We start from the raw sequence: 12122 nt of genomic DNA, 5'->3' as shown, positions 1-12122 counted from the left end.
AAGAGGCCGATGCAGACAACATCAGTGGTTCAGGAACACCTCAGAGCCCCAGGCACACGTACTTGATCTCCAGATAATCCTCGATCCCGTACCGTGACCCTTCCCGCCCCAGCCCCGAAGCCTTGACCCCGCCAAACGGCGCCACTTCGGTCGCCACCACCCCGACATTGACCCCGACCATCCCGTATTCCAAGGCCTCGGACACCCGCCAGATTCGCCCGACATCCCGCGCATACAGGTAGCAAGCCAGGCCGAACTCGGTGTCGTTCGCCTGGGCAATCACTTCCTCTTCACTGCTGAAGCAGAAGATCGGAGCTACCGGGCCGAAAATCTCCTCACGCGCCACACGCATGTCCGGTGTCACATCGGCCAGCAAGGTCGGCTCGAAAAACGCCTCGCCCAACGCATGGCGACGCCCACCTGCCACCACCCGCGCGCCCGCCTCCACCGCTTCGCCCACCAGGCGCTCGACGCCACTGGCGGAACGCCCGTCGATCATCGGCCCGACCTGGGTACCCGGCACATCGCCTTGCCCCACTACCAGCTCGCGCACCCGCTCGGCAAAGCGCGCAACGAAGCGCTCGTAAATGCCATCCTGGATATAGAAACGGTTGGCGCACACGCAGGTCTGCCCGCTGTTGCGGAACTTGGCGATCAGCGCGCCTTCCACCGCCTTCTCGAGGTCAGCGTCATCGAACACGATAAAGGGCGCGTTGCCACCCAGTTCCAGGGTCACCTTCTTCACCGTCGCCGCCGACTGCTGCAGCAACTGGATACCGATCGGCGTGGAGCCGGTGAACGACAGCTTGCGCACGGTCGGGCTGGCCGTCAGCTCGCCGCCGATAGCGGCCGAATCGCCTGTGATCACGCTCAACACACCCGCAGGAATGCCCGCACGCTCAGCCAGCACGCACAGCGCCAGCGCACTGAAGGGCGTCTGCGAGGCGGGCTTGAGCACCAGCGTGCAACCGGCGGCCAGCGCTGGTGCAGCCTTGCGGGTGATCATCGCCGCCGGGAAATTCCACGGCGTGATCGCCGCGCACACACCGATGGGTTCCTTGGTGACGATCAAGCGTCGGTCGGCACTGGGCGAAGGAATCACATCGCCGTAGAGGCGCTTGCCCTCCTCGGCATAGAACTCCACATAGGCCGCAGCAAAGGCAATTTCGCCACGGGACTCGGCCAGTGGTTTGCCCTGCTCGGCGGTCATGATCCGCGCCAAGTCTTCCTGATGGGCGAGAATTTCGCGGAACCAGGCTTGCAGCCGCGCCGCGCGCTCCTTGGCCGTGAGCGCGCGCCAGGCCGGCAAGGCACGCTCGGCGGCGGCGATGGCGCGACGGGTTTCATCCACCCCCATGCGCGGCACATGGCCGAGCACGGCACCGGTGGCCGGGCTGGTCACGGCAATGCGCTGGCCGCTGTCGGCCGCCAGCCATTTTCCGTCGATATAACAAACTTCACGCAGCAGATCGTGATCGGCAAGGTTCATGTCGATTGGCTCGTTCGGAAAGGAAAAAAGGTGGGGCCGGACCGCGCCCCACCTGAGGCGAATCAGCGCTTGGCCTGCAGGGCCTTGTCGCGGATCTGGCTGAGGGTCATGCGCGGGGTCAGGGCTTCGGGGTCGACCTGGATCTCGATCAGCGCCGGCTTGCCCGACGCCTGGCAGCGCTCGAAGGCACCCGCGAAGTCTTCGGTGCGGGTCACGGTTTCGCCGTACAACCCATAGGCACGGGCCAGCGCGGCGAAGTCCGGGTTATGCAGCTCGGTGCCCGAGACGCGGCCTGGGTAGCTGCGCTCCTGGTGCATGCGGATGGTGCCGTACATGCCGTTGTTGACCACGAGGGTGATCAGCCGGGCGTCATAGTGCACCGCCGTGGCCAGCTCCTGGCCATTCATCAGGAAGCAACCGTCACCGGCAAAGGCCACCACCGTGCGTTGCGGGTAGGTCAGCTTGGCTGCCACCGCCGCAGGGACGCCATAGCCCATCGAACCGTTGGTAGGCCCGAGCAGCGTGCGGAATACCTGGTGCTGGTAACCGCGGTGCACCCACCCGGTGTAGTTGCCGGCACCGCAGGTGAGGATGCTGTCTGCCGGCAGCGCCTTGTTCAGCCAGGCGATCACTTCGCTCATCTGCACATCGCCCGGCGAGCGCGGCGTTTCGAAGTTGCCACGGTAGCCACTGTTCAGGCGGGCCACCCAGTCGGCGAAGGCATCCGCGCGCACCGGCCCGAGGATGTTGGCCTGACGCAGGAAGCTGCCCGGGCCTGCGTTGATGCCCAGGGCCGGCTGGTAAACCCGGCCGATCTCTTCGGCACTGGCGTGCACATGCACCAGGGCTTGTTTCGGCGTAGGGATATCGACCAGCGCGTAGCCGCCAGTGGTCATCTCGCCGAGGCGCGCGCCGATCACGATCAGCAGGTCGGACTGTTTGACCGCTTCTACCAGTACCGGGCCGGCCGCCAGGCCCAGGTCACCGGCGTAGTGCGGGTCGGTGTTGTCGAACAGGTCCTGGCAGCGGAACGAGGCCGCCAGCGGCAGGTTCTGGGTGTGCACGAAGGCCTTCAGGTCGGCTACCGCTTCGGCAGTCCAGCCTCCACCGCCGGCAATCACCAGCGGGCGCTCGGCCTTGGCCAGCAACTGCTGCAGCTCACCCAGGGCCTCAGGTGCCGGCGCCGCCTCCACCCGCTTGGCCGGCAAGGCATCCGGCACCTGGACCAGATCGGTCAGCATGTCTTCGGGCAATGCCACCACCACCGGGCCGGGGCGGCCACTGATGGCGCGCTGGAAGGCCTGGTTGACCAGTTCGGGGATGCGCGCGGCATCGTCGATCTGCACCACCCACTTGGCCATCTGGCCGAACATGCGCCGGTAGTCCACTTCCTGGAAGGCTTCGCGCTCGATCTGGTCGCGGGCCACCTGGCCGATGAACAGCAGCATCGGCGTGGAGTCCTGGAAGGCGGTGTGCACGCCCACCGAGGCATTGGTAGCGCCTGGGCCGCGAGTGACGAAGCAGATGCCCGGCTTGCCGGTCAACTTGCCATAGGCCTCGGCCATGTAGGCCGCCCCGCCTTCCTGGCGGCAGACGATCAGGTCGATCTGGTCCTGCACGTCATGCAGCGCGTCGAGCACCGCCAGGTAGCTTTCGCCGGGCACGCAGAACGCACGCTCGACGCCATTCACCCGCAGCGCGTCGACCAGCACCTGGCCGCCACTGCGTTTCACTTCGGAGTTGCTCATTGTTGTTCTCCCTCAGGCAGTGCGCTCAGATGACCGAATCTTCCAGGAACGGCTTGTTGTCGATCACCCGCTGGTAGCTCAGCGCGCCCAGGTCGAGCGAGCGGTAGCCGCCGTAGGTGATCAGCTCGGACAGGCCGCGGCCGATGGCCGGCGCCTGCTGCAGGCCATGGCCGCTGAAGCCGTTGCAGAACAGGAAGTTGCTCACTTCGTTGTGTGGGCCGACGATGGCGTTGTGGTCGAGCACGCAGAAGTCGTAATGCCCGGCCCAGTAGTTGACCACTTTGATGCCTTCGAACGCCGGCACGCGCTCGGCGAGGATTGGCCAGACTTCTTCGTCGAACTCGGCGTGCAGCACCTCGAAGTCCTCGAAGTCCACTTCCGGGTCGTTTTTCGGGTAGGTGCCGCCCAGGTAGAACTTGCCCTCCGGACGGAAGAACACCCCCGTCGGGTCAATGGTCAGCGGCACCGTGCCTTGCAGCGGGGTGCGGCAGTCGAACACGAACAGCGAGCGGCGGCGCGGCTCGACCGGGATATCCAGGCCGGCCATGCGCGCGACCTTGGTACCGCGGGTGCCGGCACAGTTGACCAGCAGGCCGCAGCCGATGCGCTCGCCGCTGGCCAGCTGTACGCCAGTGATGCGGTCGCCTTCACGCTGGACGCCGACCACTTCGTTCTCGATGTACTCGATCCCCATCGAGCGCGCCTTGCGGCGGAAGCCGTTGAGCATGCCCAGACTGTCGAACCAGCCTTCGCCGCTCTGGCCATAGCTGGCACCGGCCAGGCTGTCGATATTGACCCAGGGGAACTTGCGCTGCAGTTGCTCGGGGTCGAGCAGGTGCACGTCGGCACCGTGGGACACCTGGGTATCGTGCAGCCGGCGCAGCACTTCATAGCCCTTGTCATCGCCCAGGAACAGGTAGCCGTTTTCGTGGAAGGCCAGGTCCGGACGGTCGCCGTCCACCTCCATCACGTCCGGGAAATTGCGCACGAATTCGGCGCCGAACTTGGAGATTTCGATATTGATCGGGTTGGAAAACTGCTGGCGGATCGAACTGCTCGACAACGCGGTGGCCGACTTGTTGTAGGTCCAGTCGCGCTCGATGACCAGCACCGAGCCCTTGAAGTCCGGGTTGTTGGCCAGGAAGTAGGCGGTGGCGCTGCCGTTGACCGCGCCGCCGACGATCACCACATCGTAGTTCTGTTGTTTAGCGGTGGAAGCCATGAATCAAGCTCTCCAAGAGATAGCAGGAAACCCTGTGGGGCCTTTGGTTACTTCGGGTCTTCGAAGTGGCCGGCGCCGGCGAAGTTACCGCCGTGGTAACGCGCAGCCGGCTCGTCGGGCTTGAGCGGCGGATGCTCGGCGAGCACCTTCTCGCGGTAGTCGTCGGCGCTGTCCTTCGGCACATAACCGATGGACGAAGCCAGGCGGTTGTCCCACAGGCTTTCGCGGTTGTTCGACATGCCGTAGACGATCATGTGGCCAACCCGCGGCGCCAGCAGCGCGCGCTCGGTGAGCTGGGCGAAGTCGTCGAACGATAGCCAGGTGGCGAGCATGCGCCGGTCCAGTGGCTCGGGGAACGACGACCCGATGCGCAGGTTGACCGACTCGATGGCGAACTTGTCCCAGTAGTAGCGGCCCAGGTCCTCGGCGAAGCATTTGCTCACGCCGTACAGGCTGTCCGGGCGGTGCGCGGCGGCGGCGTCGATGGTCTCGGTGCGGTCGTAGAAGCCGATGGCGTGGTTGGAACTGGTGTACACCACGCGCCTGACGCCATTGCGCCGGGCGGCCTCGTAGATGTTGTAGGTGCCGACGATGTTGCCGTTGAGGATCTTCTGGAAGGTGTCCTCGACCGGCACGCCACCGGCATGCACGATGGCGTCGACACCCTCGGTCAGCGGCAGCACGTCATCGAAGTTGCCCAGGTCGCAACGGACCAGCTCTTCGTGCGGCGCGGCTTGGCCCAGGTCGGCGATGTCGGTCAGGCGCAATTCGTCGGCGTACTGCGCCAGGTGCTTGCGCAGCACGCTGCCCAGGCGCCCGGCGGCACCGGTGATCAGCAGACGTTTGAATGGCTTGCTCATGGTTTACCTCTGTTCGATTCGTGTGTTCAGGCCAGCGCCGCGAACGCTTCGCGCAACTGGCCCAGCGCCTGTTCCAGCTCCTGGCGCGAGGTGGCGAAGGACAGGCGTACGTAAGGCTCGACACCGAACGCCGAGCCCGGCACCGTGGCCACCTTGCCGACGCGCAGCAAATAGGCCGACAGCTCGGTATCGTTGCTGATCTGCTGGCCATCCGGCGTGCGCTTGCCGATGTAGGCGCTGACTTCGGGGAAGGCGTAGAACGCGCCCTGCGGCATCGCCAGCTTGAGCCCCGGGATCTGCGCCAGGCCACGCATCACCAGCTCGCCACGCGCCTGGTATTCGCGGTTGGCGTCACGCACGAAGTCCTGCGGACCGTTCAGTGCCGCCACCGCTGCCAGCTGCGAAATGCTCGACGGGCAGGTGGTGGTCTGCGACTGGGTCTTGTTCATCGCCACGATCAGGTCCTTGGGGCCTGCCGCGTAGCCCAGGCGGTAGCCGGTCATGGCATAGGCCTTGGACACGCCGTTGATCAGCAGGGTGCGCTCGCGCAGTTGCGGGCAGGCCGTGACGAACGACACGAACGGCTGGTCGCCCAGCACGATGTGCTCGTAGATCTCGTCCGAGATGATCAGCACGTTCGGGTGGCGCTCCAGCACCTTGCCCAGGGCCGCCAGCTCATCACGGGTGAAGATCGCCCCGCTCGGGTTGTTCGGCGAGTTGAGCATCACCCAGCGGGTGCGCGGGGTGATGGCGGCTTCCAGCTGCGCCGGGGTGACCTTGAAGCCTTGCTCGGCACCACACGGGATGACCACCGGCACGCCGCCGTTGAGCAGTGCCATGTCGGTGTAGGAGACCCAGTACGGCGCCGGCGTGATCACTTCATCGCCTGTTTCCAGGGTGGCGAGGAAGGCGTTGAACAACAGTTGCTTGGCACCATTGCCCACACAGATTTCGTCCAGGCCATAGGCCAGGTCGTTTTCCCGGGCAAACTTGTCGACGATGGCCTGGCGCAGGCTTTCCATGCCATTGGGCGCGGTGTAGTGGTTGTTGCCGGCCAGCATGGCCTGGTAGGCAGCCTCGATCACATGGGCCGGGACGTTGTAGTCCGGCTCGCCCAGCGCGAGGTTGATCACCGGCTCACCCTTGGCCAGCATCTGCTTGGCCAGTACCGACACCGCCATGCTCGGCGAGCTCTTTACCGCGCGTACGCGGCTGCTCTGGATTTCCATGGTTCAGCGCTCCTGGGCGGCATCGAAGCCGTAGTCGTCACGGGCCTGTTCGGCACTGATGTAGCCAAAGCGCAAGTCGCGCTCGACCTGCTGGCGGTCGCGCTGGCGCGGGTCGCCGTAACCGCCGCCACCGGGCAGGCGCAGCACCAGGCGGCGTTCGGCCGGTACGAACTGCTGGCCCTTGCCGCGCAGCAAGGTGCCGTCGTCCAGGCCAACGAAGCCTTCGGCGCCCTGCTGTCCGCCAGCCAGGCCGCGTGCCGGGTACTGGATGCGGTCGAACATGGCACTGAACCGGAAGCTGTAGCCCTCGGCCGCGGACACTTCGATTTCCTGGCCCAGGCCGCCGCGCAACTCACCCGCCCCACCGGAGCCCTCACGCAGTTCCTTGCGCCAGACCACCACCGGGCCGGCGTGCTCGGTGGCCTCTACCGGCATGGTGTGCACGCCGCTGGGGAAGGCGGTGGCGCTGAGGCCGTCCATTGCCGAGCGAGCGCCCATGCCGCCGCTGTTGAACATCAGCATCTCAGCGTTGCGGCCGTTGGGGTTGGTCTCCAGCGGGCGCACGCTCAGGTGCAGGTTCCACAAGGCGCTGGCACCTTCCGCCGGCACCTTGCCCGGCAGGCATTTGTGCAGCGCGCCGAGCACCAGGTCGGGCACGAAGTGGCCGAGCACATGGCGCACCGACACCGGTGCCGGGTGCTTGGCATTGAGGATGCAACCTTCCGGCGCGGTGACTTCGAACGGCGCCAGCGACGCGGTGTTGTTGGGGATCTCCGGCGCGACGATGCACTTGAGGCCGTAACAGGCATAGGCCTTGGCGTAACCCAGCGGCACGTTGATGCCGAACTGGCTCATCCCCGAGGTGCCGGTGAAGTCGCTCTTGATACCGTCCGGGCCAACGGTGATGGTCACGGCCAGGGTCACCGGCACGTCGTAGCCGTCGAGGGTCATGCTATTGCTGTAGGTGCCATGGGGCAGCGACTTGAAGCACTCCAGCGTGGCGCGGCGGCTGTGCTCGAGAATGAAACCGCCGATGTGCTCCAGGTCGTCCAGCCTGAACTCTTCGAGCATGTCGAGCAGGCGCTTGTGGCCCGTCTCGTTGCACGCCGACAGCGCATAGAAGTCGCCCACCACCCGGTCATTCTCGCGCACGTTGTTGCGCAGGATGTTGATCAGGTCGCGGTTGACCTTGCCGCGCTCGAACAGCTTCATGATCGGGATGAACAGGCCTTCCTCGTACACTTCGCGAGCATCCGGGCCGAAACCGCGGCCACCGATGTCGACCACGTGGGCGGTACTGGCGAAGTAGCCGATCAGCCTGCCCTTGTAGAACGACGGCGAAACGATGGTGATGTCGTGCAGGTGCCCGGTGCCCTTCCACGGGTCGTTGGTCACGTACACGTCGCCTTCGAAGATGTTGTCTTCGCCGATGTCGTTGATGAAGTGCACCACCGCCTCGGCCATGGTGTTGACGTGGCCCGGGGTGCCGGTCACGGCCTGGGCGAGCATGTTGCCGGCACGGTCGAACACCCCGGCAGACAGGTCGCCCGCCTCGCGTACGCTGGTGGAGAAGGCCGTGCGGATCAGGGTCAGGGCCTGTTCTTCGACCACCGAGACCAGGCGGTTCCACATCACCTGCATTTGAATGTCGATCAAAGTATCGCTCATGGTTCTGGCTTCCGAATCAGGCGTTAGCGGCGCACGACCAGCAGGCAGCCGTCTGGCTGGACCGTGGCGGTGAAGTTGGAGGTGACGAAGGTCGAGGTCTCGCGCTCGACGATGATGGCAGGGCCATCGACGCGGGCACCGACCTGCAGCTCTTCACGCGGGTGGATGGCGGCCTCGACGAAACCACCGGCAGCCACATCGAACACCTGGCGGCGAGCGACTTCATGGGCACGGTAGGCAGCGCCCACCTCCTCGATGCGCTCGACCGGCGGCAGCGGCGAGCTGGCCTTGACCGACCAGCTGACGATCTCGATGTCCGGGCCTTCGATGGGGCGACCGAAGAAGCGCGTGTAAGCCTCTTCGAACAGCGCCCTGAACTGTGCGGTGTCTGCTGCGCTGAAGGCCTTGAACGGCAGCGCCACGGGGATTTCCCAGCCCTGGCCGACATAACGCATGAACGCCGTGCATTCCATTTCCGGCTCGCCCTCGGGCATGCCCTGGCGCAGGAAGCCCAGCGATTCGGCTTTCATTTCCGCGATCAGGCCATTGATGGCCACCGCGTCGAACTCGGACAGACGCACGAACGAGCTGCGTACCGCTTCGTAGCCAAAGGGTGCGCGCAGGAAGCCAATGGCCGAGCCCACGCCGGCACCGGCCGGGACGATGAAACGGGCCACGCCCATTTTTTCGCACAGCCTTGCGGCATGCAGCGGGCCGCCGCCGCCGAAGGTGATCATGGTGTAGTCGGCGATGTCCTTGCCGCTTTCCACCGCATGTACCCGGCCGGCGTTGGCCATGTTCTCGTCGACCACTTCACAGACGCCGAAGGCTGCGGTTTCGGGTTTCATCCCCAAGGGCTGGCCAATCACCCGCGCCATGGCATTGCCGGCAGCCAAGGTGGACAAGCGCAAGGCGCCACCCGCGAAGTTGTCGGCGTCCAGGCGGCCGAGCAGCAGGTTGGCATCGGTGATGGTCGGCTCCAGGCCGCCACGGCCATAGCAGGCCGGGCCAGGTTCGGACGCCGCGCTGTGCGGGCCGACGCGGATCTGGCGCATGCTATCGATGCTGGCGATGGAGCCACCACCGGCACCGATCTCGACCATTTCCACCACCGGGATGGAAATCGGCATGCCGCTGCCCTTCTTGAAGCGGTAGGTACGCGCCACCTCGAAGGTCTTTGCGGTTTTCGGCACCTGGTCTTCGATCAGGCAGATTTTCGCCGTGGTGCCGCCCATGTCGAACGACAGCACATTCTCAAGCGCGTAACGGCGGGCGATGTCGGCAGCGAAGATCGCCCCGCCGGCAGGGCCCGACTCGACCAGGCGCACCGGGAACTCGGCCGCGCTCTGCACCGAGATGATGCCGCCACCGGAATGGATCATGAACACTGGGCAATCGGCGCCTTCCTTCTTCAGCGTGACCACCAGGCGGTCCAGGTAGGACTTGATCAGCGGCTTGACGTAGGCGTTGGCACACACGGTGTTGAAGCGTTCGAACTCGCGCATCTGCGGCGAGACTTCGCTGGAGATCGAGATCGACAGCTGCGGCAGGCGCGCCTGCAGGGCATCGCGCAGCTGGCGTTCGTGGGCGCCATTGACATAGCTGTGCAGGAAACCGATGGCGACACTCTCGTAGTTGCCTTCGGCGATGCGCTCGATCAGCGCGTCGATTTCGGCCTGCTGCGGGGCGATCAGCACCTGGCCTTTGACGTCCAGGCGTTCGCGCAGGGTGTAGCGGTGTTCGCGATCGATCAGCGGCGGCGGCAGGGCGATGTTGATGTCGTACTGCTCGAAGCGGTTTTCGGTGCGCATCTCCAGGGTGTCACGGAAGCCTTCGGTGGTGATGAAGGCGGTGCGCGCGCCACGGCGCTCGATCAGGGCGTTGGTGGCCAGGGTGGTGCCGTGGATCAGCTGGTCGATATCCGCGAGCGTGAGGCCGGCCTGCTCCACCACCTGGCGCACGCCAGTGAGGATGGCCCGTTCGGGCAGCTCGTAGTCGGTCAGGATCTTGGTCGAATGCAGCACGCCGTCCACGTCCAGCGCGATATCGGTGAAGGTGCCGCCTATGTCCACGCCGACCCGGCATGATGTCGCAGTCATCGTCATATCCCCTGCAATGCTTTGTAGTTGTACCGATCCGCTGAAGCGGTCTTCATGTAAGTTATATGTTGTCTTACAGGTGGTCAAGCACCTATTTACTTAAAATCTGTGCCGGCCTCCTCACGGGCAAGCCCGCTCCCACAGGTCCCCACGCTCCCTGAGGAATGCATGATTCCTGTGGGAGCGGGCTTGCCCGCGAAGAGGCCGGCACAGTCAAAGTAGCTGCCGGATCAATTGCCGGTCTTGACCATCCGCCCGCCACCCACCGCCTGCGCTGTGGGGAATACCTCAAGGCGCGACACATCCACCTGCCGCGGCATCTTCAATGCCGCCAGCAACAGCGCGGCAATGTCCTCCGGCTGGATCGATTCATAGCCGTCATACAGCTCGCTGCCCGCCGCCTGCATGCCCATGGCGGCCTTGTACAGCTGGGTCTGCACCCGCCCCGGCGCAATCTCGGTCACCCGCACGCCGCTACCCAGCAAGTCGCAGCGCAAGGCGTCACAGAACAGGCTCACCCCGGCCTTGGAAGCGCCATACACCGCCGCCCCCGGGTGCGGTGCGCGGCCAGCGCTGGAGCCGATGAAGAACAGATGCCCCCTGCCCCGCCCGACCATGCCCGGCAACACCTGGCGCGCCAGGTGCAACGGCGCCTTGAGGTTGATGTCGAGCATGTTGTCGATCTCGGCCTCGTCGATGTCCTGGAATGCTGCCCGGGTGGAGAGAATCCCGGCATTGTTGACCAGCACATCCACTGCCTGCCCTTCGAGCGCAGCGCTCAACGACCGATAGTCGCGCACATCGGCCTGCAGAGTGCTGACACCCGGCTCGCGCGCCAGCTCCGCCAGCGCTTCCTGGCTACGGCCAACGGCAATCACCTGCAATCCGGCATCGCGCAGCGCCAGCACGATGGCCTTGCCGATACCACTGGTGGCCCCGGTCACCAGCGCGCGCTGGTAGCCCTCGGGGAATGCGACTTCAGGCATAGATGTAACCTCCGCTGACGATGACGTTCTCGCCGGTGGCATAGCTGTTGCGGCTGCTGCCCATCATCACGATCCATTCGGCGATTTCCGCAGGCTCTGCAGCGCGGCCCAGGGGGTTGGCTGCGGCCAGTTCGCCGAGGAAGCCCAGCTGCTTGGCACGCTCGGTGGCGAAACCGGCCGGGGCCACCGAGTTGACCAGGATCTGGTCCTTGGCACAGGCCTGGGCAAAGGACTTGGTCAGGCTCACCACCGCCGCCTTGGTGGCGGCGTAGTGGGCGTTCTGCGGGTGCGCCTTGAAGGCGTCCACCGAGGTCACGTTGACGATGCGCCCGGTCACCGCCGGCGCGGCGACGTACTGCTGCATGTGGCGTACGGCAGCGACCATCATGTGGTAGGTGCCCTTGATGTTGACGGCGTTTTCCAGGTCCCACTCTTCGTCGGTGATCTCGAAGATGTCCTTGCGCGGGTAGATCGCCGCGCTGTTGACCAGGCAGTGCACCCGGCCCAGGGCATTGACGATTTCGCCAAAGGCGGCATGGGCAGTGTCCTTGCGAGCGATGTCGCCGACCGCGATGGCCACCTCCACGCCCTGGCCGCGCAGTTCCTCGGCCGCTTGTACCAGCAATTGCTCGTTACGGTCGATCAGGCCGATCTTGCCGGCGCCGCGCTTGACCATCAGCCGGGCTGTTTCCAGGCCCAGACCCGAGGCACCACCTACGATCACAACAGTTTGATTGTCCACACAACACCTCCGCGATTGAGTCTTTACGTAAGATGCCTGTTGTCTTACATTTGGTCAAACATCAAATCGCCGACAGGTC

General features: G+C 65.2%; 9 protein-coding genes. All 9 read right to left on the bottom strand.

What is annotated here, in order from left to right:
* Window positions 1–40: 40 nt before the first annotated feature.
* Complete coding sequence (locus J7573_RS13000) at window positions 41–1489, bottom strand: NAD-dependent succinate-semialdehyde dehydrogenase (RefSeq protein ID WP_294335387.1); 1449 nt, start codon at window positions 1487–1489, stop codon at window positions 41–43.
* A gap of 62 nt (window positions 1490–1551) precedes the next feature.
* The gene (locus tag J7573_RS12995) at window positions 1552–3237 is read right to left on the bottom strand and encodes a thiamine pyrophosphate-binding protein (protein WP_294335385.1); all 1686 of its coding nucleotides are present in this window, start codon (window positions 3235–3237) and stop codon (window positions 1552–1554) included.
* Window positions 3238–3262: 25 nt separating this feature from the next.
* The gene (locus tag J7573_RS12990; RefSeq protein WP_294335384.1) at window positions 3263–4459 is read right to left on the bottom strand and encodes an FAD-dependent oxidoreductase; all 1197 of its coding nucleotides are present in this window, start codon (window positions 4457–4459) and stop codon (window positions 3263–3265) included.
* Between the two features lie 47 nt (window positions 4460–4506).
* Entirely contained in the window at window positions 4507–5319 is an 813-nt protein-coding gene (locus tag J7573_RS12985; RefSeq protein WP_294335382.1) for an NAD(P)-dependent oxidoreductase, read from the bottom strand.
* A 26-nt stretch (window positions 5320–5345) separates the two neighbouring features.
* On the bottom strand, window positions 5346–6548 hold the full coding sequence (locus J7573_RS12980; protein WP_294335380.1) for a pyridoxal phosphate-dependent aminotransferase: 1203 nt from the start codon (window positions 6546–6548) through the stop codon (window positions 5346–5348).
* Between the two features lie 3 nt (window positions 6549–6551).
* Window positions 6552–8216 carry a hydantoinase B/oxoprolinase family protein gene (locus J7573_RS12975; protein ID WP_294335378.1) on the bottom strand — a complete coding sequence of 555 codons (1665 nt, stop codon included), beginning with the start codon at window positions 8214–8216 and terminating at the stop codon, window positions 6552–6554.
* 23 nt (window positions 8217–8239) lie between these two features.
* The gene (locus tag J7573_RS12970) at window positions 8240–10315 is read right to left on the bottom strand and encodes a hydantoinase/oxoprolinase family protein (RefSeq protein WP_294335376.1); all 2076 of its coding nucleotides are present in this window, start codon (window positions 10313–10315) and stop codon (window positions 8240–8242) included.
* 230 nt (window positions 10316–10545) lie between these two features.
* On the bottom strand, window positions 10546–11301 hold the full coding sequence (locus J7573_RS12965; RefSeq protein WP_294335374.1) for an SDR family oxidoreductase: 756 nt from the start codon (window positions 11299–11301) through the stop codon (window positions 10546–10548).
* Window positions 11294–12043, bottom strand: coding sequence for an SDR family oxidoreductase (locus J7573_RS12960; RefSeq protein WP_294335373.1), 750 nt, complete (start codon window positions 12041–12043; stop codon window positions 11294–11296). The genes J7573_RS12965 and J7573_RS12960 overlap by 8 nt, the downstream gene beginning before the upstream one ends.
* Between the last annotated feature and the right edge of the window lie 79 nt (window positions 12044–12122).

This window comes from Pseudomonas sp., from assembly GCF_017744435.1.
Taxonomy (GTDB): domain Bacteria; phylum Pseudomonadota; class Gammaproteobacteria; order Pseudomonadales; family Pseudomonadaceae; genus Aquipseudomonas.
The sequence above is the reverse complement of the archived record's forward strand: the minus strand, read 5'-3'. Positions and strand labels throughout refer to the sequence as shown.

What these genes read in the sequence shown, in the direction of transcription:
- J7573_RS13000 (WP_294335387.1), bottom strand. Translation starts at nt 1,489, where the DNA reads ATGAACCTTGCCGATCACGATCTGCTGCGTGAAGTTTGTTATATCGAC.
- J7573_RS12995 (WP_294335385.1), bottom strand. Translation starts at nt 3,237, where the DNA reads ATGAGCAACTCCGAAGTGAAACGCAGTGGCGGCCAGGTGCTGGTCGAC.
- J7573_RS12990 (WP_294335384.1), bottom strand. Translation starts at nt 4,459, where the DNA reads ATGGCTTCCACCGCTAAACAACAGAACTACGATGTGGTGATCGTCGGC.
- J7573_RS12985 (WP_294335382.1), bottom strand. Translation starts at nt 5,319, where the DNA reads ATGAGCAAGCCATTCAAACGTCTGCTGATCACCGGTGCCGCCGGGCGC.
- J7573_RS12980 (WP_294335380.1), bottom strand. Translation starts at nt 6,548, where the DNA reads ATGGAAATCCAGAGCAGCCGCGTACGCGCGGTAAAGAGCTCGCCGAGC.
- J7573_RS12975 (WP_294335378.1), bottom strand. Translation starts at nt 8,216, where the DNA reads ATGAGCGATACTTTGATCGACATTCAAATGCAGGTGATGTGGAACCGC.
- J7573_RS12970 (WP_294335376.1), bottom strand. Translation starts at nt 10,315, where the DNA reads ATGACTGCGACATCATGCCGGGTCGGCGTGGACATAGGCGGCACCTTC.
- J7573_RS12965 (WP_294335374.1), bottom strand. Translation starts at nt 11,301, where the DNA reads ATGCCTGAAGTCGCATTCCCCGAGGGCTACCAGCGCGCGCTGGTGACC.